The following is a 26,037-nucleotide window of genomic DNA, read 5'->3' as shown; positions in this document are numbered from 1 at the left end:
TCTTCAGCCCCACCGACCCGCGCGGTCCTGGTCGCTCTCGCGCTGCTCGACCCATGCTGAACGCCCGTCGGCGAAGGTCTCGCGCTTCCAAAGCATCACGTCGGTCTTGAGACGGTCGATCAGAAATTCGCACGCCGCGAGCGCTTCGGCGCGGTGCGCACTGCTTGCAAGGACGAGGACAATCGTGTCGCCCGGCGCCATCGCACCGACCCGATGGATGAGCGTCAGCGCTCCCAGCCGCCAGCGCGCCCCGGCCTGCGCGGCCAGATCTTCAAGCCCTTTTTCGGTCAGCACCGGATGATGGTCGAGGAAAAGCTCAACGAGCCCCCCCTCGCCCCGAACCCGGCCGATGAAACTCGCGCTCGCGCCATGTCCACCGGCATCGTGCGCCGCAAGCGCGGCCGCGACGTCGATCGCCGCGCTTTCGACCGCGACGCGGATCATCCTCCCGTCACCGGAGGAAAGAGCGCCACCTCATCGGCATCGCCGATGAGCGCCTCGGAACCGACCATCGTCCCGCCGAGCGCCGCGCGGATCCTGTGCGGCTCTGCAAAGGCGCCCGCGCCCCGCGCGTCGCGCGCTGCAAGCCACCCTACCAGATCGCCGACCGTCGCGACGTCTGCGGGAAGCGCGACGATTTCCTCAGGCACCCCCATGCGTTCGCGCACCCAGGCAAAATAGGCGATCCGCATCCCGCTCAGTCCATATGCCTGAGGCCGACGCCAAGATAATCCCAGCCGGTAATCAGCGTCAGCACGGCTGCGCCCCACAGCGAGGCGAGCCCCACCGTCTTGATCCATGCCATCGCAGGCAAGGCCCCGGCGAGAATCAGCGCGCCGAAGGCGACGAGCTGGAAGGTCGTCTTCCATTTGGCAAGCTGCGTCACCGGCATCGACACCTGGAGGGTCGCCAGAAATTCGCGCAGGCCTGAAACGATGATCTCGCGCAGGAGGATAATCAGCGCCGCAATGACATGATAGCCCGCGACATCGCGCGTGAAGACAAGGAGGAGGATCACCGCCGCGATCATGATCTTGTCGGCAATGGGGTCGAGAAAGATGCCGAGGCGCGAGACGGTGCCGCGCGCGCGCGCAAGATAGCCGTCGAAATAATCGGTGATCCCCATCAGGCAATAAAGGCCGAAGGCGAAGGCATAATCGATCGGCTTTGGCTGTTGCCCGCCCTCGACCACGCCGGGCCACAGCAGAAATAGCAGGATGGGAACCGCAAGGATCCGCGACAAAGTAAGAAGGTTGGGAAGGCTGAGCATGGTCCCCGATTTCCACCGTGGCGGCGCGACTGTTCCAAAATGGGCTTTGACCCCGCTTCCCCTAACCGATAAGCCCCCCGAGCGACAACCATATTGCCCTCTTCAGGGGCCGTGGGGTCAATCTGGGTGAAAAAAGTGGGTTACGCATGACCGGTTCCTTTGCGCTGATGAAGCAACGCCGGTTCCTGCCTCTGTTTGCGACCCAGTTCCTCAACGCCTTCAACGACAATTTCTACAAGATGGCGATGGTGATCCTTGTCACCTTCACCATCTACAAGGACCCGGAGACCGAGGCGTGGTTCAACGCGCTTGCGGGCGGCCTCTTCATCCTGCCCTTCTTCCTCTTTTCAGCGCTCGCCGGGCAGCTTGCCGACAGCACCGACAAGACAAGGATGATCCGCATCATCAAGAGCGCGGAGATCCTGATCATGGTCGTCGGCGGCGCGGGCATCTGGCTCCACAATGTGCCCTTGATGCTGCTTGCGCTCTTTTCGATGGGGATGCACTCGACCTTCTTCGGTCCGATCAAATATGCAATCCTGCCCCAGCATCTGGAGGAAGACGAGGTGCTTGCAGGCACCGGCTGGGTGGAGGCGGGCACCTATATCGCGATACTCGGCGGCACGATCGTCGGCGGTCTGACGCCGCCGCACTTTGCCATTCTCGGCATCATTGCCGTCGCGGTGATTGGCCGGCTCACCGCGAGTTTCGTACCCGCGGCTCCCCCGGAGAAAGAGGCGCAAGGCCTCGTCATCGACCATAATGTCTTTCGCTCGTCGTGGCAGATCGTGAGTTCGACGATGCACATTCCGCGCCTCTTCCTTGCGATCGTCTCGATCAGCTTCTTCTGGGCGATCGGCGCGATCCTTGCGGCGCAGTTCCCGCCGCTCGTCAAGAATGCGCTGGGCGCCGACAACACCGTCGCGACATTGTTCACCGCCATTTTCTCGGTCGGCGTCGCGATCGGCTCGATCGTCGTCAACCGGCTGCTCAAGGGGCATGTGTCGGCGCGCTATTCGCCGGGGTCGGTGATCGTGATGGGGGTTTTCGTCGTTGATCTCTGGCTGTCGGTGCGCGGCTGGAAGCATGCCGACGGGACACTGATGGCGTGGCGCGAATTTCTGGCGCTGCGCGCCGGTGACCGCATCATCCTCGATCTTTTCGGCATCGCGATCGCGGGCGGCATGTTCGTGGTGCCGCTCTATGCTTTCCTCACCACCACGGTCGCCAAGTCGCAGACTGCGCGCACGATTGCGGCCAACAATATCGTAAATTCGGGCTTCATGGTCGCCGCGACGCTGATCCTGAGCGTCTTGATCGGCATGGGGCTGACGATCGACGACACGCTGCTGATGGTCGCGGTCATGTGCCTCGTCTCCGCCTGGCTCGCGTGGAAGCTGCACAAGGCCTGCGATTGAGGAAGACCATCGATGTTTTGCTGGCATCGAGGGAACTCCCGCTCCCCTTGCCGCGTCGTCAGGACATGCGATCTTCCCTCCCGCCCGTGTGCGCCGATAGCGCGTGACCGGCGCCTTCGAAGCCGATAGACCTTCCGCATGACGTTGATGATTCAACCCGTTATCCTTTGCGGCGGCGCCGGAACACGGCTCTGGCCAGAATCGCGCGGCGACCATGCGAAACAGTTTCTGACGCTTGCCGGCGGTGACAGCCTTTTCCGCCAAACCCTGCGCCGCACGCCTGCGGGCGCGGATTTCCTGCCCCCTGTTATCCTCTGCGGCGACGCGCATGTCGTCGCAGTGCGTGAACAGATGGAGGCGCGTGAGGCAACGCTGCTCGTCGAACCGATGCCGCGCGGCACCGCCGCCGCGATCGCGCTCGCGGTCGCGCAGGCCGACGCCGACACGCTGCTCCTCGTGATGCCGAGCGATCATGTCATCGCCGACATCCCGGCCTTCCACGCCGCGATCGCCACGGGCGCGCGCCTCGCACAGCAGGACTGGCTCGTGACATTCGGTATCACACCCGACCGCCCCGAAACCGGCTTTGGCTATATTGCGAGCGGCGAAGAGCTGGGTGGAGGCGGCTTTGCGGTCGCGCGCTTCGTTGAAAAGCCGCCGCTTGCCGAGGCAGAGGCGATGCTCCTTGACGGTGGCTACAGCTGGAACGCCGGCATCTTCCTCTTTCGCGCCGGGCGAATGCGCGATGCCATGCTCAATCATTGCCGCGCAATTTTCGAGGCCGCCGACCGTGCGACGGCCGCAGGGCAACGCGATGGCGACGCGCTCTATGCCGATGCCCTCCTGTTCGGGCAGGCGCCCAGCGATTCGATCGACTATGCGGTGATGGAAAAGGACGAGCGCGTCGCCGTCGTCCCCGTCGCGATGGGTTGGTCCGATCTTGGCAGCTGGCACGCCGTCCATGCGATCGCCGACAAGGACGCCGATGGGAACGCGCTGACCGGCGACGTCGTCGTCCACGACTGCCGCGGCAACCTCGTTCGCGCCGGCGGCAAGCGCGTCACGCTCGTTGGAATGGAGGATGTCGCGGTGATCGTCGACGGAGACGACGTCCTCGTTATCCCGCTCGCCCGCGCGCAGGACGTTCGTGCCGCCGCCAAGGCGCGCGATCAGGATGTTTTACGGCGGCCTAACGAGGAGTTGAAGGGCGGCCAGGACTGAGGGAAGGTCCGAGGCCCGTTCGCGATCGAGAGGCGCACGCGCTATCCCAAAACCTCTCGCAATTGTCCTTTGGCCGCCCCGCCCTTCCGTGATAGCCTCCCTGCGCCTTTGCGGGTTCGTCTCGCGGGAAGGGGAATGGGCATGCACTATCCGTTGAGGGCCGTAGCGCTTGCCGGCATCGGCTTTTCTCTTGCGAGCTTCACGCCGCCCGCAAACTTCCCCGCCGCTGCGCTCGATGCGCTCGACCCAAGCCGTTTGGCCACGATCTTCTGCGGCGCGCGCCGCGCCGCCACGCTTGCGCACGATCTTCTCGCCGCAGCGTCGGTGGCGGCCCCAGCAAGCCAGTCGGCGCCAATCGCACTCTTTCCCGATCTCACCGCCTCGCCTTTCCCCGTCTCGACGCGCGACGACCAGGCACGGCGCTATTTCAGCCAAGGCCTTCTTTTTACCTATGGCTTCAATCATGCAGGCGCGGTGCGTTCGTTCCGTGAGGCGCAACGCCGCGATCCCGCCTGCGCGATCTGCTGGTGGGGCGAAGCGGTCGCACTCGGGCCGAATATCAACGCGCCCATGGACAACCGCGATCACGCCGCGGCGCTCGCCGCGGCCGAGCGCGCGATGGCACTACGCGACAAGGCCTCGCCGATGGAGCGTGCACTGATCGAGGCGGTCGCACTCCGATATTCGGCCGACCCCGCTGCCGATCGCGCCGCCCTCGACGCGCGCTATGCCGACGCGATGCTCGACGCCGCGCGCCGCTTTCCCGGCGACGACGATGTGGCGGTTCTTGCTGCCGAGGCCGCGATGGACACGACGCCGTGGAATTATTGGGAGGGCGACAAGCGGTCGCCCGTGGGCCGCGCCGGCGAGGCTGTGCGGCTGATAGAAACTGTGCTTGGCCGCAATCCCGCCCACGTCCAGGCAAACCATCTCTATATTCATCTGATGGAATCCAGCGATCCCCAACGCGCCGAGGCGGCGGCCGATCGCTTGTCGAGCCCGGCGGCGCCGAGCGCGGCGCACCTCGTCCACATGCCGGGCCATATCTATCAGCTGCGCGGGCGCCACGCGGACGCGATCCGCGTCAACGTCGCCGCCGCGCGCGCTGACGAGGCGTTCATCCGCAGCGCCGGCGATCAGGGGCTCGTGCGCTATGGCTATTATCCGCACAATATCCACTTCATCGTCACCTCGGCGCAGATGGCGGGCGACATGGGTACCGCAATTCGCGAAGCGCGGCGCTTGCGCACCGTGCTCGACCCTGAAACCTCGGCTCGGATCGCATGGATTCAGGCGATTGATGCCGCGCCCTACTTCGCAATGGCCCAATTCGCCGAGCCCGAGGCGATCCTGGCGATTCCCGCCCCTGACGCCCGCCTCGCCTATCCCGCCGCGATGCGCCACTATGCACGCGCGGTCGCCTATGCCGAGCTTCGCGACCGCGTCGGTTTCGACCTGGAAATAGCGGCGATGGCCCGGATAGGCTCGTCCGGCGCGCTCGATGACATGATCGCGCAGGGCGTGCCGGCGGACGACCTGATAGGGCTCGCAACCCGAGTCGCGGGCGGCCGCTTCGCCTTGCTCAGCGGACGGACGGAGGATGCGATCGCCTTCTACCGCGAGGCGACCGCAATCGAAGGCCGCCTTCCCTACCAGGAGCCGACCTACTGGTATTATCCTGTACGGCAATCGCTCGGCGCGGCGCTCTTCCAGGCGCAGCGCTACAGCGAGGCAAGCGACGCCTTCCGCGCCGCGCTGACCCAGGCCCCCAATAATGGTTGGGCACTCTACGGGCTTAGCCGCAGCGAAGCTGCGCAGGGCCGCAGGCTCGAGGCCGCGGCTGCAGAAAAGGCGCTTGGGAAGGCGTGGCTCGGCGACCGGCGCTGGCTGCGCATGGACCGGCTCTAGGACACAGGTTCAATCCCCGGCGAAGTCGAACGCGCTTACCCCGCGCTCGCCCTCGCGGAAGCGCAGCGGCCGGCCGAGCGGGGGCATCGAACGCTGGACGCAGCCGGTGCGCGTGCAGCGGCGGCAGCCGAGACCGATCGGGGTCGCTGGCGAGCGCATCAGGTCGAGTCCGCGCGCGGCCACCAGCGGGGCTGCGACCTTGGCATCGACTCCGACGCAGATCGCGAAGCGCGCGGGCGTGCCGCTCCCCGTCGCCCCGGGCGCGGCGACGGAGCGCGACTGGGTGAACCAGCGTGATCCGTCCTCGAGTTCGACCAGATCGGCGACCACCTCGCCCGGGCGGGCAAAGGCCTCGTGTATCCCCCAGAGCGGGCAGCGTGCGTCGCCGTCGACCAGCGGCGACTGGCTTGCGCCCGCGTAGCGTTTGCTCCCCTGCCCCGCCCGGTCGATGCGCAGCATGAAAAAGGGAAGCCCGCGCGCGCCGACGCGCTGCAGCGTCGTCAGCCGATGCGCGACCTGCTCATAACCCGCACCGAAACGCCGCTGAAGGAGCAGCAGATCATATCCCGTCGCGTCGCATGCGCGCAGGAAGCGCCCATAGGGCATCATCAGCGCGGCGGCGAAATAGTGAATGAGATGACGCTCGAACAACCTCGCGGCAGAAGCCTCGGCAAATTCGGCGCCCGCGACCAGCGCGTCGATCTCACCCTTCGCCTCGATCTGCGCGAGCGTCGCCGCGGCCTGGAAGGTGCGCGAGGCGGGCCGCAGAAGCTCGTTGAGCATGAGTTGCCGGGCGTGCCAATCGAGCCAGCGCAGCCGGTCGGGCATGACATCGGCGGGGAGAATCCGGATGCCAAGCTGGTGGCGTGTGCGCAAACGCTCCGAAATGGTGCCGTAAAGATCGCCCCCGGCGAGCCGCAGCTCATCGGCGAGTTCTTCGGCCTGGCGTTCAAGATCGGGGAAATGGTTTCTCCATTTTTCGATCGCGCGTCGCACCGCGGCCACTTCGGGAGCATCGCCATCAGCGCCGCCGCGTCCTTCGGGAGCGGCATCGAACAGCCGCGCAAAAGCCGCGGCGGTTGCAGGAGCCGTCTGCAGCCATTCCTCGACCTCTGCAGCGCCGATACCAAGATCGGAAAAGCGAGGGTCGGCGAGCCGCCGCCTCAGGCCCGCGAGCCCCCCCGGCACCTCCTCGGCGCCCAGTTTCGCCGCGTCGAAACCAAAACGCTCGGCCAATCGGACGATCACCGTGGCCGAGAGCGACCGCTGGCCATGCTCGATCAGATTGAGATAGCTTGGCGAAATATCGAGCGCCGCGGCCATCGCCGCCTGCGTCATCCCCGCCTCGCGCCGCACCTTGCGCACCGCAGGCCCAGCAAACACGCGCCGCTCTGACATCTTGTAACTTTCTTTACATATTTACAAGAAGGTTTAAACCATTCGAACTGGATTCACAAATAATATTGACAAAGCTTTTCACATCTCCCGGCTTTGTCGCCATTCTCTGCTCATCAGCTTCGAAACGAGGACAAGACGATGGGCTATCAGGAAGACATGGCGCAGGCGGGCCGCCTGATCCGCGATTACGACGGCACCTGGGACGGTATCAGCGGCGAGAGCGTCGCCCGCATGCGTGCTCAGAACAAGTTCAAGACCGGCCTCGACATCGCGCGCTACACCGCCCGCATCATGCGCGCCGACATGGCCGCCTATGACGCCGATCCGGCGAACTACACCCAGTCGCTTGGATGCTGGCATGGTTTCATCGCGCAGCAGAAGATGATCTCGATCAAGAAGCATTTCGGGACAACCAAAGGCCGCTACATCTATCTTTCGGGTTGGATGATCGCCGCGCTTCGCAGCGAGTTCGGACCGCTGCCCGACCAGTCAATGCATGAGAAGACGAGCGTTCCCGCGCTGATCGAGGAAATCTACACCTTCCTCCGCCAGGCCGACGCCCGCGAACTCGGCCTTCTCTTCCGCGAGCTCGATGCCGCGCGCGCCGAAGGCGACGAACTCAAGGCGAAGCAGATCCAGGCCGCGATCGACAATCATGAAACCCATGTCGTGCCGATCATCGCAGACATCGATGCGGGCTTTGGCAATGCCGAGGCGACCTATTTGCTTGCCAAGAAGATGATCGAGGCGGGCGCCTGTGCGCTCCAGATCGAAAATCAGGTCTCGGACGAAAAGCAGTGCGGGCACCAGGACGGCAAGGTTACCGTGCCGCACGAGGATTTCATCGCGAAGATCCGCGCCTGTCGATACGCCTTCATGGAACTGGGCGTCGAGGACGGCATCATCGTGACGCGCACCGACAGCCTTGGTGCAGGCCTCACCAAGCAGATCGCCTACAGCCGCGAGCCCGGTGACCTCGGCGACCGCTACAACAGCTTCCTCGATTGCGAAGAAGTCGAGGGCGCAGGCAACCCCGGCGACGTGCTGATCAACCGGAACGGCAAGTTGGTGCGTCCGAAGCGCCTGCCCTCGAACCTCTATCAGTTCCGCCCCGGAACCGGCGAGGACCGCTGCGTCATGGACTGCATCGCAAGCCTCGAGAACGGCGCTGACCTGCTGTGGATCGAAACCGAAAAGCCGCACATCGAACAGATCGCCGGCATGGTTGACCGCATCCGCGAAGTCTTCCCGAACGCAAAGCTCGCCTATAATAATTCGCCGAGCTTCAACTGGACGCTCAATTTCCGCCAGCAGGTGTTCGACAGCTGGCAGGCCGAGGGCCGCGACGTCAGCGCCTATGACCGCGCCAAGCTTATGAGCGCCGAATATGACGATACCGAGCTTTCAGCAGAGGCCGACAACCGCATCCGCACCTTCCAGCGCGATGCATCGAAGCGGGCGGGGATCTTCCATCACCTCATCACGCTACCGACCTATCACACCGCGGCGCTCAGCACCGACAATCTCGCACGGGAATATTTCGGCGACGAGGCGATGCTCGGCTACGTCAAGAACGTCCAGCGCGCCGAAATTCGTCAGGGCATCGCCTGCGTGAAGCACCAGAACATGAGCGGAAGCGACATCGGCGATGATCACAAGGAATATTTCGCCGGCGAAGCCGCGCTCAAGGCCGCGGGCAAGGACAACACCATGAACCAGTTTGCGGCCTGAGGACTGGTCCCGAGCTTGGCGCGGGGGAATTCGTTGCCCCCCGCGCCTCCCGAGCTTTCCTGGGGAGGAAAGCCTGCCCGTCGGAAGCCATGGCGCTTCCGGCGGGCATTTTCTGTCCAGACTGTATAGCTTTCTATGGATCTTGGCTTGCCACCGGTGTCGCTCATCGTTTATGGTGCATTGCACAACGAAACTGATTTGCGACTCTCCCCCCATGAACGACACCCGACTGAAGATGATGGAAGCCATTGCGCGCCGGCGCATGGTGGCAGCCAATTACAACGGCAACCGCATGATGCTTGCACCGCATCTGATGTTCGAGCGGCGCGGCGACCTGTTCGTCAGCGCCCTCAACCTCGGCAAGAACTGGCGTTCGGACGACGAGCGGCGCCTTGGTCTCTTCAAGCTCGACGGGCTGGGGGCGCCCGAGGTTCTCGACGATGGCTTTGAACCGCTGCCAAGCTTCGAAGCGGCAGCGCCGCGCGACGACGACACGCTGATTCTGGCGATCTGACGCGCCGCGCCTCGGCGGGCGAAACGCGCCGCCCGGAAGGGCAGCGCGTTGCGCTTATCGTTCACCCGGTCAAAGGGCGTGAAAGGGGCCGCCGCATCAAGGCTGCGAGCCTCTGCTTGATGGTGAGCCGAAGCGCCTGGAGGCGCAGCAGCCGAAAGGTGGCACCGCGCTGGCGCGCCTCGCGCTGCACAGCTTCGTCGAGCTGCAGGTGCCACTGGGTAAAGCGAATAATGCGGGAATTCACGGACATAAGGCCTCCTGATTGAGCATGCTCAAGACAGGTGACGCCGATGCCGGGGCCCGTATGAGGGGGGAGAGCTGGGCCGCAAAGCATCGGTGTCACCCGATGCGGTCCGACATCACGCCCGCAACAAAAAGTCGCGAAGGCGCCAGAGGGGCCCGGCCCGCATAAGAGCTATCTAGGATCGCGCCCTGGGGCTTTCAACCCTTTGATCGATCCGCCATGCTCGCGGACGAAACCCCCTCTCTCCCCCTGCTCGCCCGAAGGAAAGCCCATGTCCCTTCTCGTCGCTCGCGATGGCCCCGTCACGATCGTCACCATCGACCGGCCTGAAAAGCGCAATGCGGTGGATCCAGCGACCGCCGCGGCGATGCGCGAGGCCTTCGCCGCCTTTGCAGCGGACGAGGATGCGTGCGTCGCGATCCTCACCGGCAGCGCGGGGCATTTCTGCGCGGGCTTTGATCTTCAGGCGGTCGGGGCGACCCGCTACGACCCCGATGGCCCCGGCCCCATGGGGCCGACGCGGATGCTCCTCGACAAGCCCGTGATTGCCGCGGTCGAAGGCCATGCCGTCGCGGGCGGGCTCGAACTTGCGCTCTGGTGCGATTTGCGCGTCGTCGCCGCAAGCGCGGTCTTCGGCGTCTACTGTCGGCGCTGGGGGGTGCCCTTGATCGACGGCGGAACCGTGCGCCTGCCGCGCCTTATTGGCCAGGGCCGCGCGCTCGACATGATCCTGACCGGGCGCGCCGTCGCGGCAGAGGAGGCGCAGCGCATCGGCCTCGCCGACCGCCTCGTCCCGGACGGCGAAGCCTTGCCCGCAGCGATCACGCTCGCAAGGCAGATCGCAGCCTTCCCGCAGCTTTGCATGCGGAGCGACCGGATGAGCGTCTATCGTCAGTGGGATGTGGGGCTCGCCGATGCGCTCGCGCACGAGGCCCATGCAGGGCTTGCCCCGCTCGGCAAAGGCGCAGCCGAGGGCGCGGCGCGCTTCACGAAAGGCGCTGGACGCGGAGGATCGTTCGAGGACTTCAAGGGCGACTAATCGCCCTGTTTCGACATCAGCTTCAGGGTCATCGCTCCCAGCGCCTCGGTCGCAGTAGAAATAACGGTCGATGCATCCGGAGCCCAGAAGGGAGAATGGAGGCTCGGCAGCGCGCGCCCGTCCCTCTTCGCCGCCTCGATCTCCGCCGGCGGCACGCCGCCCACCCAGAAGATCATGCTCTTGATGCCCTTGTCCTCGCGGCCATAGCGGCCGAAATCCTCGCCGCCCATGACCGGTGGCATCTGGACGACGCGCGCTTCACCAAAGCGCGCCTTCAGGAGCGCCGCCATCTCCTCGGTGAAGTCGGGCGTATTGTAGGTTGCGGGGGTATATTCGGTGCGGTCGACCTTGACGATCGGCATCCGGTCATCCGGAATTCCCGCCGCAAGCGCCTCGCCCTTCGCGATGCGGGCTATGCCGGCCAGAAGCTGGTCCCGCACCGCGTCACTGTAGCTGCGCACCGTGAGCTGCAGTTTCGCCTCGTCGGGGATGATATTGTGCTTCGCCCCGGCGTGAAAGCTGCCGACGGTGACCACCGCCGAATCGAGCGGGCTCACCTCACGCGAAACCAGCGTCTGGAGCGCGCCGACGATCCGGCTTGCAAGAACGATCGGGTCCTTTGTCGTGTGGGGATAGGCGCCGTGGCCGCCCGCGCCTCTCACCGTGATGTCGACGCTGTCCACGTTCGCGAGGGCATAGCCTGGCGTATAGCCGATCATGCCGGCGGGAACCTGCGCCGCATCGTGAAAAGCGAGCGCATATTGGGGCTTTGGAAAGCGGGTGTAGAGCCCGTCCTCGAGCATCATCCGTGCGCCCGCGCCGCGTTCTTCGGCAGGCTGGCCCACCATCACCAGCGTCCCCGACCACTGCGTCTTGTTTGCGGCCATGAGCCGCGCGACGCCGATCCAGCTGGTCATGTGCGTATCATGGCCGCAGGCGTGCATTACGCCTGTCTCGACGCCCTCGTCGGTCGTCACGCGCACCTTCGAGGCGCCGGGCCAGCCCGTCTGCTCGCTCACCGGTAGTCCGTCCATGTCGGCGCGGACAAGCACCACCGGCCCCGCGCCATTCTTCATGACCGCAACGACGCCCGTTCCGCCCACCCTCTCTGTCACGTCAAATCCGAGCTTTCGCGCCTCGGCCGCGAGGATCCCCGCCGAGCGGACCTCGTGAAAGCTGAGTTCAGGATGCGCGTGAAGGTCGGCGTAGATCGCCATCAGCGAGGGCATCTCGCGCTGCACCTGATCGCCGAGCGTCTCGGCCGCGGCAGGCACCGCTATTGCGAGGGCGGCCGCTCCTGCCCATAAAATCCGCATCATTCGCCCCTTCCCCCTCAAGCGGCCGGCACCAGTTCGATGATGTCGAGCAGCGATTCATAGGCGGGGGCAGGAAGCACCAGCCGCCAGCGATTGTCGCCGATCCTCTCGATCAGCCCCGCCATGTCGCGCATCCGGTCGCTGCCGTAATCAACCGGAACCGTCTCGTCACCGAGCTCGAGCGTGCCCAAGAAGACCTGCCGTTTCAGATTATCGGGAAAGATCAGTCCGACCGGGCGCTGCGATCCGGTCAGCTTTGTGAGGCTCTCGAGCCCCTGCTCGGCCGCGACGCGGCAGCGGAACCAGTCATAGGCGATGTAGCCGAGCGTCCCCGTCTGCGCCCCGACCTTGATCGTGCGGCAGCGATACTCGCCCGCGGGCAGGTGCGGGTTCGGCAGCGCCGCCATCGGATCGAGCAGCACCCCCTCGCGCTCGATGTCGGCGCCATATCCCCGCGCCCGCGCGTCCGCGAGCGCCATCTCCCAGCTTTTGTACCAGTTGCGGATGCGCGCACGGTCCTGCTCGGTCGCGGTCGCGCGCCATGTGCCCGCCGCGGGCGTGTCGGCAGCCGAGGGCGGCACCGGCGGCACCGCCTGGCATGCGCAAAGGGCAAGGCTCCCCGCGGCGAGAGAAATCAGCTTGCTGCGCCCCCACATAATCCCTCTCCTGGTCTGGTCCCCGCCCATGCTTAGGGAAAGGGGAAAAAATCCTCAAGGGGCGGGCTCTTATCCCATCAGGCGGCGGTCCAGCCGCCATCGACGCTGAGGTTGGCGCCGGTAATATTGGCGGCCTCGTCGCGGGTGAGGAAGGCCGCGAGCGCTGCGACCTGCTCGACGGTCACGAACTGCTTGGTGGGCTGGCCCGCGAGCAGCACGTCGTTGATCACCTGCTCGCGCGTCAGCCCGCGCGCCCTCATCGTATCGGGGATCTGATTTTCAACGAGCGGGGTCCAGACATAGCCGGGGCTGATGCAATTGACCGTGATCCCCGCGTCTGCGACCTCGAGCGCCACCGTCTTGGTGAGCCCGGCAAGTCCATGCTTTGCGGCGACATAGGCCGATTTGAAAGGTGAGGCGACCAGCGAATGCGCCGAGGCGGTCCCGATGATCCGCCCCCATTTCTTCTTTCGCATCCCCGGCACGGCAAGGCGGATCGCGTGGAACGCCGACGAGAGGTTGAGCGCAAGAATGAGGTCCCATTTCTCGGCCGGGAAATCCTCGATCGGCGACACGAACTGCGTGCCGGCATTATTCACCAGAATATCGACCCCGCCCATGTCCGCCTCGGCGCGCGCAAACATCGCCTCGATCGCCGCGGGCTTTGTGAGATCAGCGCCGTCATAGGCGGCCTTGGCGCCGTTCAGCCCCTCGAGCGCCTTGCGCTCGGCCTCGATGGCATCGGCATCGCCAAAACCGTTGATGATGATGTTGGCGCCGTGCGCGGCGAGCGCCTTCGCGATGCCGAGCCCGATGCCCGAGGTCGATCCGGTCACGAGAGCGGTCTTGCCTTTAAGATGCACAGCTTGTCCTTTCTTTGCCAAGGGGAGATCGTGAGGGGCGCGCGCGGAACTCCCGCTAGGTGAACCGCGGGGACTGGCTTTGCAAGCCCGCCCTTAAGCCTCTTCCCAAGGGCCCGCGCTGCTGCCACAACGGGCGCAAGACACGGCAACCGGCTGGAGAATTCCCATGCGCCTCGACGATTATGATCCCGGCGACGACATCCGCGACCTCGGCCGCGGCGGCGGCGGGTTCGGTGGCGGCGGCGGCGGCATGGGCGGCCTTCTCTTCGGGCTGCTCCCGATGCTGCTTGGGCGCAAGATGGGCTGCGGGACCATCATCCTCCTCGGCGTCCTCGCCTTTGTCTTCTTGGGACCCGGCGCGAACATGCTCAGCACCGGCGGCGGCACGGCCGATCCGATGGCCGACAGCCGCAGCGGCGCCAATGTCGCCTGCGACACCGAGGCGGAAAGATTCGCGTGCAATGTCTTCGGTTCGACGCATCAGGTTTGGGGCAGCGTCATCAACGGCTACAGAAAGCCGACGCTCAATTTCTTCACCGATCAGAACCAGTCGGGCTGCGGAGCCGCGCAGGCTGCAATGGGCCCATTCTATTGCCCCGCCGATCAGGGCGTCTATCTCGACACCGCCTTCTTCAATGAGCTCGCACAGCGCTTCGGTGCCGCCGGCGATGCCGCGCAGGCTTACGTCGTCGCGCATGAGGTCGGCCATCATATCCAGACGATCACCGGCATTTCAGACCAGGTCCGCCAGCGCCAGCAGCGCGCCTCGCAGGCCGAGGGCAACGCGCTCCAGGTCCGTATGGAGCTTCAGGCCGACTGCTACGCCGGCGTGTGGGCCGCGCGCGCGCGCACGCGCGATGGCCAGAGCGTCATGGAAGCGGGCGACATGGAGGAGGCCATGACGGCCGCCAATGCGATCGGCGACGACACGCTGATGCGCTCGGCGGGCCAGAGGCCGGTGCCCGAAAGCTTCACCCACGGGACGAGCGCGCAGCGCATGACCTGGCTGCGCCGCGGCCTGCAAACGGGGGATCCGCGCCAGTGCGACACCTTCAGCGCGTCCATCTGACCGCCGCGCTCGCGGTCGCCCTCGCCGCGGCCGCCCCCGCTTGGGCAGCAACGCTTTATGTCGAGACAGGACGACTCATCGACGGCGTGTCGGGCGAGGTGCAGAGCGGCCAGTGCATCACCATCGCAGACGAACGCATTGCTGCGGTGGGACCCTGCGGAGCGGCGCCTCGAGGAGCGACGCGGATCGACTGGTCGGATTATACCGTGCTGCCCGGCCTCATTGACCTTCACACGCACCTCGCCGATCTTGGCCAGAGCGCCGACCTTGCCGCGCCGATGAACGCCTCGCCCGCCGAGACCGCATTGGTCGGCGCGCGCAACGCCCGCGTGACGCTCGAGGCGGGGTTCACGAGCGTTCGCGACGTCGGAACCTATCGCGGGCTCACCGATGTCGCGCTGCGCAATGCGATCGATCGCGGCGACGTGCCGGGTCCGCGCATGTGGGTCGCAGGGGCCTATATCACCACGCCCAAAGGCGGCGGCGAATTGAACGGCGTCGTCCCGAACGAGGAGCTGCCCCCCGACATGCGCCTCGGCGTTGCGGACACCCCTGCAGAAGCGGCGTCCAAAACCGCCTTTCTCCTCGACCACGGCGCCGACTTCATCAAGACGATCGCGACCGGCGCGGTGCTCGCGATCGGGACCGAGCCCGGCGCGCCCGAACTCACCGAGGAAGAGCTTCGCGCAGTGGTGAAGGTCGCGCACGCACGCGGCAAGCGCGTCACCGCGCATGCGCATGGCGCCGAGGGGATCAAGAATGCGATCCGCGCCGGGGTCGACAGCATTGAACATGCCAGTCTCGCCGATGAAGAAGCGCTCCTGATGGCAAAGGCGCACGGCACCTGGCTCGTCATGGACATATACAACGGCACCTATATCGATGAGGAGGGCACGCGCGAGGGCTGGCCCGAGGAATATCTGCGCAAGAACCGTGAGACCACCGAGACCCAGCGCGCCGCCTTTCGCCGCGCGGTCGAGATCGGGGTCAAGATTGGCTACGGCACCGACGCCGGCGTCTATCCGCACGGGCTCAACGCCCGGCAGTTCGCCAACATGGTCAAATATGGGATGAGCCCGATGGAGGCGATCGAGGCGGCAACCGCCCGAGCCGCCGAGGAAATGGGCCGCAGCGACGTGGGAGCGATTCTGCCCGGGCGCTATGCGGATTTGGTGGCGGTCGAGGCCGATCCGCTCGCCGACATCACCGTCCTTGAAAAGATCGACCATGTGATGAAGGGCGGCGCGATCGTTCGCTGACCTTCAAGGAGCAAGCGGCGTCCCGGGGATCAGCGAAAGCCTCGGTTCGTAGGTCCAGCTCTCGACGCCAAGCCCCGAAACCGCGCCGAGCACCTCCTCCACCTCGCCGTCGGTCGCGCCGTAGACGCGCGTCAGCATGGCCGCAAATGTTCCGCCCGCCGCCCCGAGCCCGGCCCAATCCTCGCGCGCCAGCATGGCGACATAGGCTGGTCCGTCCCCGCCGCGCAGTCGCCGGTACCAGCTCAGTCGCACGCCCGCTTGCCTGCTCGGCGTGGCAAGGGCCGTCATGGCCCTTTCGAATGCCGCTGTATCGCCGGGCGATACGTCGACCCGGAAGACATCGACGATGGCGCTGGGACGCTTGTCCTCCAGCGGCGTCGCCGTCGATACGCCCGCTCACAGCTCCCATGTTTCCACGTCGAGAGCCACCGCATGGGGCGCGGCCGTCCGGCGAAAGTCCGCGCCATCCTCGGCGGGCTTCACGCGCCGGTCGAGAGCGGTAAAGCTGGTACCAGCCGTCGCGTCGATGAACAGGCCGCGGCGCGGACCCGTCTGGACCGTCCAGGCGTACCACACGAGGGGATCGCCATTACGGGCATGCCAGCCAAGATGTTCGCGGTAGCCCGCCTCGAACGCAGCGCGGTCTGCAAGGCGGTAGCTGTAGAATTGCGCGATACCCTCGTTCTGCGTGACCGGCGCCCTTGCTGAGGCGGGGGCGGTGAGCACCGCTGCTGCAAGCGCCGTGGCCGCTTTCAATCCTCTCATGCCCGTCTCTCCTTTCGCGAGCAGGTGTAGGAAGGAAAATATCATTCGATAATTTGGAAATTTCCTATATTTAATTCATCTGAGGTGAAGAATGAACGGAAACATGCTTCGCCGGGCGATGGTCTTCCACGCGGTGGGAGTTGCCGGCGGCATCTCGGCGGCAGGCGAGCGGCTCGGCAAATCGCCGCCCGCCGTCCACGCAGACCTGCGCCGGTTCGAGCGCGAGGTCGGGGCCGCGCTCACGGAGCGCGTCGGCCGCTCTATCCGGCTTACGCACAAGGGCCGGACCATGTTCGATGCGATCGGCCGCGCGCTCGGCGATATCGATCGCGCGTGCGCCAGCGCGAGCGACCCGGCCGAGGCGCCGCCGCCGCTCCGGCTCGGCGCGGTAACGGGATTTGGACGGTATCGGCTCGTGCCCGCCCTGCTGCCGCGGCTCGCATCAACGCAGTCGCTGCTCCTGCGCACCGATCGTCACGATGCGCTGATCGGCGCGCTCACCCAAGGCGAGATCGATCTGGCTGTCACCTATCGCCCCGTCGTCGCCGCAACCTTCGAGGCAAGGATTGTCGCCAGCGAAGAACTTGTCCTCGTGGGCGCTGACGGCGCCGACCCTGTGGCCGCGGTGCAAGACGGGTCCTTTCGCTTTGTCACCTACGACGAATATGAATATGTCTTCGCCCGATGGTTCGCCGAGGCGCTCGGCGGACAACCGCCGAACCTTCCCCGCCACGATCATTTCGACGAACTGGAGGAGGCGCTTGCCAGCGTGGCAGCGGGACGGGGCGCAACGATTGCACCTGCCGACGCCTGCGCGGCCTTCGGTCTTGCACCCTGCGGCCCGCCCTGTTCCAACGCGATCTATCTTGTCGGCACGGTCCGCGCACTTGCGACGGAAGAGGCGGAGCTGGTTCGGCAAAGCTTGGCGGCAGACCGCGCCATTATCACTCGCCTGTGATCGCCCCTTGAACGCTTCGTCTTCTCGGCTAAACCGTTTTCATGCGAAACCATCTCCTCCCTAGCGCGATCGCGCTCGCCGCCGCCCTGTGCGCCACGCCCTCCCTCGCCCGGCCGATGACCGAGGTCGATCTTGCGACGCTGAAGCGCGTCGCAGCACCCACCGCCTCCCCCGATGGCCGCTGGGTTGCCTTCCAGATGACCGAAACCGAAGAGGGCAGCTACAAGCGCTCGACGGGCCTCTGGCTTGTCGACCGTAAGGCAAAGGCCGCAAAGCCCGTCCGCCTCGCCGACGTGCCGGGGAAAAATGAAACCTCGCCCGCCTTCCACCCGGATGGCACGCTCTTCTTCATCTCCGACGCGTCGGGCAGCAGTCAGGTGTGGCGCATCGATCCTGCCGCCCCGACAGCCGAGGCAACGCAGGTCACGAACGAGAAGGCCGATGTCGCGGGTTTCAAGCTGTCGCCGGACGGAACCCGCCTCCTCGCCTGGGGCGATATCGCCAAGGAATGCACGAGCTTTGGCTGCGATGCCAAGGACAAGGGCGCGCTCGTCGGCCCCGGCAGCGGCCGCCTCTACAAGGACGGCGCGGGTTTCGTGCGCCATTGGGACCAGTGGGAAACGCCGGGCACCTACAGCCGCCCCTTTGTCTTCGATCTCGTCGACGGCAAGGCGACCGCCGCTCGCGCAATCGACGGCGGCCTGGTCGGCGATACCCCCTCCAAGCCCTTTGGCGGCGGCGAGGAACTTGCCTGGGGAACCGACAGCCGGACTGTCTATTTCACCCTGCGCAAGGCCGACCGCGACGAACCGCGCTCGACCAATCTCGACATTTATCAGGCGAAGGTCGACGCGCGTATCGCCCCGATCAATCTTACCGAAGCCAATCAGGCGACCGACACGCTTCCAGCACCCTCGCCCGACGGCAAGTGGCTCGCCTATGCGGCGATGGAGCGCCCTGGCTATGAAGCCGACCGGCAGGTGTTGATGCTGCGCGATCTTGCAAATGGCGAGACGCGCAAGCTCACCGATGCATGGGATCGCTCGGTCGCCTCGATTGCCTGGGCGCCGGACGGCAAGGCGCTTTACGTCACCGCGCAAGACGTGCTCGATCACCCCGTCTTCCGCGTCGACGTTGCGAGCGGCAAGGTCGAGCGGCTGAAGGCTTCAAACGAGACCCATGATGGCAATATCAGCGATGTGACCCCGCTCGCGGGGGGCGACCTTCTTTACACGCGCAACACCGCGCTGCTGCCGACCGACGTCTATGTCCGCGACGCCAGGGGCAAGGTCGCGCAGATCACTGCCGTCAATGCCGAGAGCCTCGCAGCCTTCGACCCGGTCAAGATCGAGCGCATGGAGTTCTCAGGCGCGAATGGCGACAAGGTCTGGGGCATGATCCTCAAGCCCCAAGACGCCGCCGCGAAGCTGCCCGTTGCCTTCATCGTCCACGGCGGCCCGCAGTCGAGTTTCGGCAACAGCTGGTCGACGCGCTGGAATCCGCGCCTCTTCGCCCAGCAAGGCTACGGCGTCGTCACCGTCGATTTTCACGGATCGACAGGATACGGCCAGGCCTTCACCGACAGCATCAACAAGGATTGGGGCGGCAAGCCGCTCGAGGATTTGAAGCTCGGCCTCGCTGCGGCCGGCAAGCAGGATGCGCAGCTCGACATCGCCAACGCCTGCGCGCTCGGGGCCTCCTACGGCGGCTATATGATGAACTGGATCGCAGGCCAGTGGACCGATGGCTTCAAATGTCTCGTCCAGCACGACGGCGTCTTCGATGCGCGCGCCATGGCCTATGAGACCGAAGAGCTGTGGTTCGACGAATGGGAGCATGGCGGCGCCTATTTCGAGGTTCCCGAAGAGTTCGAAAAATGGAACCCGGTAAACCACGTCGCCAAGTGGAAAACGCCGATGCTGGTCATCACCAGCGAGAAGGATTTCCGCATTCCCTATACGCAAGGCATCGCCGCCTTCACCGCGCTCCAGCGCCGCGGCATTCCCTCGCAGCTGCTCGTCTTCCCCGACGAAAATCACTGGGTGCTGAAGGGCGCGAACAGCGTTCAGTGGCACCAGACTGTGTTTAACTGGCTGGGAAGCTATTTGAAGAAGTAGCGCACTCTCGCCTGAACTCTTTGCACCGAGCGGCGTCGGGAAGCCCCCCGCGAGCCTCTGCTCGCGGGGAGCTCCCCGCTTTCTTCGATGGAACGTCGAGCGATGCGGCTACCCCCTTGCCGCGCCGCACCATGGCTGGCAAAGGCGCTCGGCTATGCCGATGGAAAAAACCTTCGATCCCGCCGCAATCGAGGCGAAATGGGCCCATGAATGGGAAAACCGCGGGCTTTATCGCCCGGCGCGCCCCGATGCCGAACCCTTCACGATCGTCAATCCGCCGCCGAATGTGACTGGCGCGCTGCACATTGGCCACGCGCTCGACAATACGCTGCAGGACGTGCTCATCCGCTACGAGCGGCTGCGCGGCAAGGATGCGCTCTGGGTGGTCGGCATGGACCATGCCGGCATCGCGACCCAGATGGTCGTCGAGCGCCAGATGGAGGAGCGGCAAGACAAGCGCACCAACTATACGCGCGAGGAATTTGTCGAGAAGGTCTGGCAGTGGAAAGCGGAAAGCGGCGGCCAGATTACCGGCCAGCTTCGCCGCCTCGGCTGCTCGATGGACTGGGCGAACGAGCGCTTCACGATGGACGAAGGGCTGAACCGCGCGGTCGCCAAGGTCTTCGTGGACCTGTACCGCCAGGGGCTGATCTACCGCGACAAGCGGCTCGTGAACTGGGACCCCAAGCTCAAGACCGCGATCTCGGACCTCGAGGTTGAAAACCACGAGGTCGAGGGCCGATTCTGGCACTTCAAATATCCGCTGGCCGACGGCGTCACGCTCGACGACGGGCGCGACTATATCGAGGTTGCGACAACGCGCCCCGAGACGATGCTCGCGGACATGGCGGTCGCGGTGCACCCCGACGATAAACGCTACAAGAGCGTGATCGGCAAGGAGATCCTCCAGCCGATCACCGGCCGGCGCTTCAAGGTGGTCGCCGACGAGCATGCCGACCCCGAACTCGGGAGCGGCGCGGTGAAGATTACGCCGGGGCATGATTTCAACGACTTCGAGGTCGGCAAGCGTGCGGGAATGAAGCCCGGCGAGATGCTCAACATGTTCGACGGTGACGCGAATGTGATCCAGACGAGCGACGGGCTCATTCCCGAGGAATATCTCGGCCTCCACCGTTTCCGCCGCGACGGCACCGATGGCGCGCGCGAACTTGTCGTCAGGCAGATGAAGGAATTGGGCTTCCTCATCCCGCACGTCGACAAGGAGGGCAATGAACATGACGCTGAACCGCGCACGATCCAGACCCCCTTTGGCGACCGCGGCGGCGTGGTGATCGAGCCCTGGCTCACCGATCAATGGTATGTCGATGCCGAAAAACTCGCGCAGGCGCCGATCGAGGCCGTGCGCGACGGGCGCATCACCATCGTGCCCAAGAGCTGGGAAAAGACCTTCTTCAACTGGATGGAGAATATCCAGCCCTGGTGCGTCTCGCGCCAGCTCTGGTGGGGACACCGGATTCCGGCGTGGTTCGATGGCGAGGGCCATATCTTCGTCGCCGAGAGCGAAGAGGAAGCGCAGGCCGAGGCCGGTGCGGGGGTGAAGCTCGAGCGCGACCCCGACGTTCTCGATACCTGGTTCTCTTCGGCGCTCTGGCCCTTTGCGACCCTTGGCTGGCCCGAGGATACCGAGATGCTCCGCCGCCATTACCCGAACGACGTACTCGTCTCGGGTTTCGACATCCTCTTCTTCTGGGATGCGCGCATGGCGATGCAGGGCATGCACTTCATGGGCGAGGTGCCGTGGAAGACGCTCTACCTCCACGGCCTCGTGCGCGCGCCCGATGGCCAGAAAATGTCGAAGTCGAAGGGCAATGTCGTCGACCCGCTCGGGCTCATCGACCAATATGGCGCCGATGCGCTGCGCTTCTTCATGGCGGCGATGGAAAGCCAGGGCCGTGACATCAAGATGGATGACGCGCGTCTGGCAGGCTATCGCAATTTTGCAACCAAGCTCTGGAATGCCGCGCGCTTTTGCGAAGCCAATGGCATTTCGGCATCGACGAGCCTCGAGGCGCCGGCGGCGAGCCTGCCGGTCAACCGCTGGATCATCAGCGAGGTTGCAGACACGGTGGCCGAGATGGAACGCGCCTTTGCCGCGTATCGCTTCGATGATGCAGCCAATGCTGTCTACAGCTTTGCCTGGGACCGGTTCTGCGACTGGTATCTGGAGCTGATCAAGGGCGCGATCGATGACGAGACGAGGGCCACTGCAGGCTGGGTCCTCGACCAGATCCTCGTCATGCTCCATCCCTTCATGCCCTTCATCACCGAAGAGCTGTGGACCGGTCTTGGCGACCGGGAAAATTATCCCCTGATTACCGCGAAATGGCCCGCGCCAAGCGCCGCGCGCGACGCCGAAGCCAGCGCCGATATCGACTGGCTCATCAAGCTGGTGCGCGAGCTGCGCGGTGCAAAGGCCGAACTTGGCCTTCCGCCGGGGGCGCGGCTGACCGGGCATTTCCCAGCCTCGCTCAAGGCCCGCACCGAGAGGCTCGCAGCGCAGCTCGACCGCCTCGCGCGCCTCGAGGCGATCCGCTTCGATCCCGCGCCGGCCGGAGCCTCGGCGCAGCTCGTCGTCGAGGGCGAGACGATCACCATCCCGCTCGAAGGCGTGATCGACATTGCCGCCGAACGCGAACGGCTGACCAAGGCGCTCGCCGCGGCGGTGAAGGAGCGCGACAGCCTCGCCGGACGCCTCGGCAATGCAAGCTTCATCGAACGGGCCAAGCCCGAAGCGGTAGAAAAGGCGCGCGCTGATCATTCAGCCAAGACGGCCGAAGCCGACCGTCTGACCGCCGCGCTGGCGCGGCTGGGGTGATCGCGGGCCAGCCTGCCCCACCCGTTGCAGCCGCGGCCGACCCCCCGGCGGGGCCGGTGCCACCGCGCCAGACGGCGCGCGGCGGCGGCAGCATGGACCTGACCGGCGGACCGATTACCCGCACGCTGATCCTCTTCGCGCTGCCGACGCTCGCTTCCAATATCCTCCAGACGCTCTCAAGTTCGGTGAACTCGGTCTGGGTCGGGCAATTCCTCGGCGAAAGCGCGCTCGCCGCGACGGCCAACGCGAACATCATCATGTTCCTCATGTTTGCGACCTTTTTCGGTTTCGGCATGGCAGCAACGGTCCTCATCGGCCAGGCGATCGGCCGCGGCGACATCGACGCCGCGCGGCGCGCGAGCGGCGGAGCGATCGGGCTCGCGCTCGTCTTTGCCCTGGTCATCGCGGTCGTTGGCTGGTTTGCCTCCGACGCGATCCTGCGCCTTCTCGAGACCCCGCCGGAGGCCTTCGCGCTCGCACATGACTATTTGCGCGTCACCTTTGTCGCGATCCCTGCCAGCATGCTCATGGTGACGCTTATGATGGCCTCGCGCGGTGCCGGGGACGCGGTGACGCCGCTGCGCTTCATGATCCTCTCGGTGGTGCTCGACATCATTCTCAATCCCGTCCTCATCCTCGGCCTCGGCCCCTTCCCGCGGCTCGGCATCACCGGAAGCGCGCTCGCGACGGCAGTTGCGGGGACGATCAGCCTCGCCGCGATGCTTGGGTGGTTCTATGCCAAGGACCATGTGCTTCGCCTGCGCGGACGCGAGCTTTGGTATCTTCTCCCCGATGCGGAGGAGCTGCGCTTCATCATCGGGCGCGGGTTGCCGATGGGCGCGCAGATGCTCGTCATCTCCGGGGCGGGTCTCGTCATGGTCGGCCTCGTCAACCGCGAAGGGCTCGTGACCGCGGCTGCCTATGGCGCGACGCTCCAACTTTGGAACTATGTCCAGATGCCGGCGCTCGCCGTCGGCGCCGCGGTGAGCGCGATGGCCGCGCAGAATATCGGCGCGCATCGCTGGGACCGCGTCGGCTCGATTACCAATAGCGGGATCGCGATCAATCTCGTGATGACGGGCGTGCTGATCCTCCTCCTCCTCGCCTTCGACCGGGCGGCGCTCGGCCTCTTTCTTGGCCGTGGCAGCGAAGCGGTCGAGGTCGCGCGCCATATCCAGCTTGTCGCGACCTGGACCTTCCTCCCCTTCGGCACCACCATCGTCATCATCGGCACGCTGCGTGCCAACGGGTCGGTGATCCCTCCCCTGATCATTCTCGCCCTGTCGATGTTCCCGATCCGCCTCGGCATCTATGCATTCGGCTACCCGGCGCTCGGCGGCGATGCGATCTGGTGGAGCTTTCCGCTCTCTTCGCTCGCAGCGCTCGCCATGGCGTGGGCCGTCTACCGGCGCGGCCATTGGCGCCGCGCGCTTCATGGGCCGGGAGCTTCGGACTGATTGCGCATTCGACAAACCTCCCCATCGCTTCGACTGGCGGCGAAGAGGGCGCTGGTCTTTGGCCGACAGCGTGCGTTAGGGAAGGATCATGAACGCGTCTGATCCCCGCCTCCTGCAGCGCGACAAGCGCGCGCGGTTCCTCGCTGCAGCCCCAGACTGGCGCGCCTCCGATGCGCGCGTCAACCCGCGCGTCGCGATTGGCTCGATCGTCGCGATGTGGCTGCTCTATTTTCTCATCACCACCGGCCTTGCCCTGCTGTCGGGGGCGCCTGATCAATGGGCCTATATCGGCCGCCGCGCGATCGTCGTTGTTGCGGGCATCTTTTGTACCTTCGTTCTCTATCAGCTGCTCCAGCGCGTCCAGCCCCGCAGTTTCGGCGCGCGGCTCGCGGCCGCGATGGGTGCCGCCATCCCCCTCGTTATCGTCTATGCGACGGTGAATCTGCTCGTCTTCTTTTATTGGTTCCCGTCCGAGGACACGCACAAGATCATCGCGGAGGTGCAGGCCAAATTCCCCGTGGCTTGGGAAATGGTGCTGATCCTCGACAGCTCAATCCGCTGGTATTTCTTCTTCGCCGTCTGGGCAGCGCTCTACGTTGCCTTTGGCTATGCGAATGAAATGCGCGCAGTCGAGCGGCGCGCCAACAATTATCGCCTCGAGGCAAAAAACGCACAGCTCCGTGCGCTCCACTACCAGGTCAATCCGCACTTCCTGTTCAACACGCTCAATTCGCTCTCGACCCTCGTGATGCGCGGGTCGAAGGCCGAGGCCGAGGCGATGATCATGAATTTGTCGGCATTCCTGCGCACGAGCCTTGCAATCGATCCCGAGCAATTTGTCAGCCTCGACGAGGAAATCGCCCTGCAGCGGCTCTATCTTGACATCGAACAGGCCCGCTTTCCCGACCGCTTGCAGGTCGAGGTCGAGGTGCCTTCCGATTTGGAAGGCGCCTGCGTCCCGGTGCTGATCCTCCAGCCGATCATCGAGAATGCGCTCAAATATGGCGTTGCGCCGAGCAAGGGAAAGATCGGCGTTCGCCTCACCGCGAGCCACGAATATGGCCTCCTCCTGCTGCGCGTCGAGAATGACGTCGACCCTTCGGTTCCGATGCCCGAGCCCGGCACCGGCGTGGGTCTCGGCAACGTCCGCGAGCGCCTCCTGACCCGCTATGGCCCCGCGGCGGGCTGCGAATGGGGCCGCTCGGACAACGGCGGTTTCTTCGTCTCGCTGTGGCTGCCGCTCTCCCGCGAAGGCTGCTGACATGACCCAGACGCTGAGAACCCTGATCGTCGACGACGAACCGCTCGCGATCGAGCGGCTGCAGATCCTTGCCGGGCAGCAGGACAATGTGTCGCTGGTGGGCACAGCGAGCGACGGCGCCTCGGCGCTGCGAATGGTCGAGGCGCTCGCGCCCGACCTCCTGCTCTGCGACATTGCGATGCCCGACCTCAACGGGCTCGAGGTCGCCTCCGCGCTCGACAAGCTCGACAATCCCCCCGCGGTGGTCTTCGTGACGGCTTTCGACCGCTATGCTGTCGCTGCCTTCGACGTGGCCGCGGTCGACTATCTTCTCAAGCCCGTGTCGCCCGACCGGCTCGCGCGCGCGCTGGCGCGGGTGCGCGAATGGCGCGCGAGCGACCATGGCCGTGCACGCAAAAGCCGGTGGATCAGCGAATTCTGGGTCCAGAATCGCGGCGAGATGCTGCGCATCGACGCGAACCAGGTCGACCTCATTGAGGCCGAGCGCGACTATATGCGACTTCATGTGGGCGGACGCAGCTGGCTCATACACCAGACGATCAAGTCGCTCGAGGCGCGGATGGACCCCGATCAGTTCATGCGGATCCACCGCTCGAAAATGGTCCGCCGGGACGGCATCGTCGGATTAAAGCACCATGGCGACGGCGCTTGGAGCGTCGATCTTGGCGAAGGCGGCCTTCACCGCATCGGCCGCACCTATCTCCACGACGTCAAGACCATCATGCAGCCTTAGGCTG

24 protein-coding genes are annotated in these 26,037 nt (G+C 65.3%); 14 read left to right on the top strand and 10 right to left on the bottom strand.

Going from position 1 to position 26,037, the window contains the following annotated elements:
• Positions 1–3: 3 nt before the first annotated feature.
• The 3 genes from LH20_RS09615 to pgsA are packed head-to-tail and all read right to left on the bottom strand — an operon-like array spanning position 4 to position 1,270.
• On the bottom strand, positions 4–444 hold the full coding sequence (locus tag LH20_RS09615; RefSeq protein WP_053554005.1) for a molybdenum cofactor biosynthesis protein MoaE: 441 nt from the start codon (positions 442–444) through the stop codon (positions 4–6).
• A complete protein-coding gene (gene moaD / locus LH20_RS09610) occupies positions 441–692 on the bottom strand; it encodes a molybdopterin converting factor subunit 1 (RefSeq protein ID WP_053554004.1) in 252 nt (83 codons plus the stop codon). Before moaD ends, LH20_RS09615 begins: the two co-directional genes overlap by 4 nt.
• 5 nt (positions 693–697) lie before the next feature.
• Positions 698–1,270, bottom strand: coding sequence for a CDP-diacylglycerol--glycerol-3-phosphate 3-phosphatidyltransferase (pgsA, locus tag LH20_RS09605; RefSeq protein ID WP_053554003.1), 573 nt, complete (start codon positions 1,268–1,270; stop codon positions 698–700).
• Between the two features lie 146 nt (positions 1,271–1,416).
• Here pgsA and LH20_RS09600 point away from each other — a divergent pair, with 146 nt between their 5' ends.
• From LH20_RS09600 to LH20_RS09590, 3 genes are all read left to right on the top strand, one after another.
• Entirely contained in the window at positions 1,417–2,688 is a 1,272-nt protein-coding gene (locus LH20_RS09600; protein ID WP_053554002.1) for an MFS transporter, read from the top strand.
• Between the two features lie 138 nt (positions 2,689–2,826).
• Entirely contained in the window at positions 2,827–3,909 is a 1,083-nt protein-coding gene (locus tag LH20_RS09595) for a mannose-1-phosphate guanylyltransferase (RefSeq protein ID WP_083455370.1), read from the top strand.
• A 141-nt stretch (positions 3,910–4,050) separates the two neighbouring features.
• Positions 4,051–5,817 (top strand): hypothetical protein, encoded by a 1,767-nt coding sequence (locus tag LH20_RS09590; RefSeq protein WP_053556206.1) that lies wholly within the window; start codon positions 4,051–4,053, stop codon positions 5,815–5,817.
• 9 nt (positions 5,818–5,826) lie between these two features.
• Here the strand turns inward: LH20_RS09590 and LH20_RS09585 are convergent, their stop codons facing one another.
• A complete protein-coding gene (locus tag LH20_RS09585; protein WP_053554001.1) occupies positions 5,827–7,215 on the bottom strand; it encodes a helix-turn-helix domain-containing protein in 1,389 nt (462 codons plus the stop codon).
• A 138-nt stretch (positions 7,216–7,353) separates the two neighbouring features.
• On the opposite strand from LH20_RS09585, the gene LH20_RS09580 reads away from it, so the two are divergent.
• Complete coding sequence (locus LH20_RS09580) at positions 7,354–8,946, top strand: isocitrate lyase (RefSeq protein ID WP_053554000.1); 1,593 nt, start codon at positions 7,354–7,356, stop codon at positions 8,944–8,946.
• Between the two features lie 214 nt (positions 8,947–9,160).
• On the top strand, positions 9,161–9,460 hold the full coding sequence (locus LH20_RS09575) for a hypothetical protein (RefSeq protein ID WP_053553999.1): 300 nt from the start codon (positions 9,161–9,163) through the stop codon (positions 9,458–9,460).
• A 61-nt stretch (positions 9,461–9,521) separates the two neighbouring features.
• On the opposite strand, the gene LH20_RS09570 is transcribed toward LH20_RS09575, so the two are convergent.
• The gene (locus LH20_RS09570; RefSeq protein ID WP_053553998.1) at positions 9,522–9,710 is read right to left on the bottom strand and encodes a hypothetical protein; all 189 of its coding nucleotides are present in this window, start codon (positions 9,708–9,710) and stop codon (positions 9,522–9,524) included.
• Between the two features lie 265 nt (positions 9,711–9,975).
• Between LH20_RS09570 and LH20_RS09565 the strand changes: the two genes are divergently transcribed.
• A complete protein-coding gene (locus LH20_RS09565) occupies positions 9,976–10,743 on the top strand; it encodes a crotonase/enoyl-CoA hydratase family protein (RefSeq protein WP_053553997.1) in 768 nt (255 codons plus the stop codon).
• Here LH20_RS09565 and LH20_RS09560 read toward each other — a convergent pair.
• The 3 genes from LH20_RS09560 to LH20_RS09550 all read right to left on the bottom strand — a co-directional run bounded on the left by LH20_RS09560 (position 10,740) and on the right by LH20_RS09550 (position 13,578).
• Entirely contained in the window at positions 10,740–12,059 is a 1,320-nt protein-coding gene (locus tag LH20_RS09560) for an amidohydrolase (RefSeq protein ID WP_053556205.1), read from the bottom strand. The genes LH20_RS09565 and LH20_RS09560 overlap by 4 nt on opposite strands.
• 17 nt (positions 12,060–12,076) lie before the next feature.
• Positions 12,077–12,715 carry a DUF4893 domain-containing protein gene (locus LH20_RS09555; RefSeq protein ID WP_053553996.1) on the bottom strand — a complete coding sequence of 213 codons (639 nt, stop codon included), beginning with the start codon at positions 12,713–12,715 and terminating at the stop codon, positions 12,077–12,079.
• A gap of 77 nt (positions 12,716–12,792) precedes the next feature.
• On the bottom strand, positions 12,793–13,578 hold the full coding sequence (locus tag LH20_RS09550; protein WP_053553995.1) for a 3-hydroxybutyrate dehydrogenase: 786 nt from the start codon (positions 13,576–13,578) through the stop codon (positions 12,793–12,795).
• A gap of 166 nt (positions 13,579–13,744) precedes the next feature.
• Between LH20_RS09550 and ypfJ the strand changes: the two genes are divergently transcribed.
• Both ypfJ and LH20_RS09540 read left to right on the top strand, forming a co-directional pair.
• A complete protein-coding gene (gene ypfJ, locus LH20_RS09545; RefSeq protein ID WP_053553994.1) occupies positions 13,745–14,647 on the top strand; it encodes a KPN_02809 family neutral zinc metallopeptidase in 903 nt (300 codons plus the stop codon).
• Positions 14,620–15,906, top strand: coding sequence for a Xaa-Pro dipeptidase (locus LH20_RS09540; protein ID WP_083455369.1), 1,287 nt, complete (start codon positions 14,620–14,622; stop codon positions 15,904–15,906). Before ypfJ ends, LH20_RS09540 begins: the two co-directional genes overlap by 28 nt.
• A 3-nt stretch (positions 15,907–15,909) precedes the next feature.
• On the opposite strand, the gene LH20_RS09535 is transcribed toward LH20_RS09540, so the two are convergent.
• Together LH20_RS09535 and LH20_RS09530 are read right to left on the bottom strand one after the other, a co-directional pair.
• Positions 15,910–16,194 (bottom strand): hypothetical protein, encoded by a 285-nt coding sequence (locus LH20_RS09535; protein WP_053553993.1) that lies wholly within the window; start codon positions 16,192–16,194, stop codon positions 15,910–15,912.
• Positions 16,195–16,302: 108 nt separating this feature from the next.
• Entirely contained in the window at positions 16,303–16,671 is a 369-nt protein-coding gene (locus LH20_RS09530) for a hypothetical protein (protein WP_053553992.1), read from the bottom strand.
• Between the two features lie 91 nt (positions 16,672–16,762).
• On the opposite strand from LH20_RS09530, the gene LH20_RS09525 reads away from it, so the two are divergent.
• The 6 genes from LH20_RS09525 to LH20_RS09500 all read left to right on the top strand — a co-directional run bounded on the left by LH20_RS09525 (position 16,763) and on the right by LH20_RS09500 (position 26,033).
• Positions 16,763–17,629: a LysR family transcriptional regulator gene (locus LH20_RS09525; RefSeq protein ID WP_053553991.1), complete on the top strand. Its 867-nt coding sequence runs from the start codon at positions 16,763–16,765 to the stop codon at positions 17,627–17,629.
• A gap of 41 nt (positions 17,630–17,670) precedes the next feature.
• Positions 17,671–19,746 carry a S9 family peptidase gene (locus LH20_RS09520; RefSeq protein WP_053553990.1) on the top strand — a complete coding sequence of 692 codons (2,076 nt, stop codon included), beginning with the start codon at positions 17,671–17,673 and terminating at the stop codon, positions 19,744–19,746.
• Between the two features lie 154 nt (positions 19,747–19,900).
• A complete protein-coding gene (locus LH20_RS09515; protein ID WP_053553989.1) occupies positions 19,901–22,582 on the top strand; it encodes a valine--tRNA ligase in 2,682 nt (893 codons plus the stop codon).
• Positions 22,579–24,039 (top strand): MATE family efflux transporter, encoded by a 1,461-nt coding sequence (locus LH20_RS09510; protein WP_235527169.1) that lies wholly within the window; start codon positions 22,579–22,581, stop codon positions 24,037–24,039. Before LH20_RS09515 ends, LH20_RS09510 begins: the two co-directional genes overlap by 4 nt.
• A gap of 88 nt (positions 24,040–24,127) precedes the next feature.
• Positions 24,128–25,300: a sensor histidine kinase gene (locus tag LH20_RS09505; RefSeq protein WP_053553988.1), complete on the top strand. Its 1,173-nt coding sequence runs from the start codon at positions 24,128–24,130 to the stop codon at positions 25,298–25,300.
• Between the two features lies 1 nt (position 25,301).
• Positions 25,302–26,033 (top strand): LytR/AlgR family response regulator transcription factor, encoded by a 732-nt coding sequence (locus LH20_RS09500; protein ID WP_053553987.1) that lies wholly within the window; start codon positions 25,302–25,304, stop codon positions 26,031–26,033.
• Positions 26,034–26,037 lie beyond the last annotated feature (4 nt).

Source organism: Sphingopyxis sp. 113P3 (assembly GCF_001278035.1).
GTDB lineage: Bacteria > Pseudomonadota > Alphaproteobacteria > Sphingomonadales > Sphingomonadaceae > Sphingopyxis.
Note: the sequence above shows the minus strand (reverse complement) of the source record. Positions and strands in the feature narration are given on the sequence as shown.

Bases quoted from the DNA above. Each gene is read 5' to 3' on its own strand.
- LH20_RS09615 (WP_053554005.1), bottom strand. From the start codon at position 444: ATGATCCGCGTCGCGGTCGAAAGCGCGGCGATCGACGTCGCGGCCGCG.
- moaD (WP_053554004.1), bottom strand. From the start codon at position 692: ATGCGGATCGCCTATTTTGCCTGGGTGCGCGAACGCATGGGGGTGCCT.
- pgsA (WP_053554003.1), bottom strand. From the start codon at position 1,270: ATGCTCAGCCTTCCCAACCTTCTTACTTTGTCGCGGATCCTTGCGGTT.
- LH20_RS09600 (WP_053554002.1), top strand. From the start codon at position 1,417: ATGACCGGTTCCTTTGCGCTGATGAAGCAACGCCGGTTCCTGCCTCTG.
- LH20_RS09595 (WP_083455370.1), top strand. From the start codon at position 2,827: ATGACGTTGATGATTCAACCCGTTATCCTTTGCGGCGGCGCCGGAACA.
- LH20_RS09590 (WP_053556206.1), top strand. From the start codon at position 4,051: ATGCACTATCCGTTGAGGGCCGTAGCGCTTGCCGGCATCGGCTTTTCT.
- LH20_RS09585 (WP_053554001.1), bottom strand. From the start codon at position 7,215: ATGTCAGAGCGGCGCGTGTTTGCTGGGCCTGCGGTGCGCAAGGTGCGG.
- LH20_RS09580 (WP_053554000.1), top strand. From the start codon at position 7,354: ATGGGCTATCAGGAAGACATGGCGCAGGCGGGCCGCCTGATCCGCGAT.
- LH20_RS09575 (WP_053553999.1), top strand. From the start codon at position 9,161: ATGAACGACACCCGACTGAAGATGATGGAAGCCATTGCGCGCCGGCGC.
- LH20_RS09570 (WP_053553998.1), bottom strand. From the start codon at position 9,710: ATGTCCGTGAATTCCCGCATTATTCGCTTTACCCAGTGGCACCTGCAG.
- LH20_RS09565 (WP_053553997.1), top strand. From the start codon at position 9,976: ATGTCCCTTCTCGTCGCTCGCGATGGCCCCGTCACGATCGTCACCATC.
- LH20_RS09560 (WP_053556205.1), bottom strand. From the start codon at position 12,059: ATGCGGATTTTATGGGCAGGAGCGGCCGCCCTCGCAATAGCGGTGCCT.
- LH20_RS09555 (WP_053553996.1), bottom strand. From the start codon at position 12,715: ATGTGGGGGCGCAGCAAGCTGATTTCTCTCGCCGCGGGGAGCCTTGCC.
- ypfJ (WP_053553994.1), top strand. From the start codon at position 13,745: ATGCGCCTCGACGATTATGATCCCGGCGACGACATCCGCGACCTCGGC.
- LH20_RS09535 (WP_053553993.1), bottom strand. From the start codon at position 16,194: ATGACGGCCCTTGCCACGCCGAGCAGGCAAGCGGGCGTGCGACTGAGC.
- LH20_RS09530 (WP_053553992.1), bottom strand. From the start codon at position 16,671: ATGAGAGGATTGAAAGCGGCCACGGCGCTTGCAGCAGCGGTGCTCACC.
- LH20_RS09525 (WP_053553991.1), top strand. From the start codon at position 16,763: ATGAACGGAAACATGCTTCGCCGGGCGATGGTCTTCCACGCGGTGGGA.
- LH20_RS09520 (WP_053553990.1), top strand. From the start codon at position 17,671: ATGCGAAACCATCTCCTCCCTAGCGCGATCGCGCTCGCCGCCGCCCTG.
- LH20_RS09515 (WP_053553989.1), top strand. From the start codon at position 19,901: ATGCCGATGGAAAAAACCTTCGATCCCGCCGCAATCGAGGCGAAATGG.
- LH20_RS09505 (WP_053553988.1), top strand. From the start codon at position 24,128: ATGAACGCGTCTGATCCCCGCCTCCTGCAGCGCGACAAGCGCGCGCGG.
- LH20_RS09500 (WP_053553987.1), top strand. From the start codon at position 25,302: ATGACCCAGACGCTGAGAACCCTGATCGTCGACGACGAACCGCTCGCG.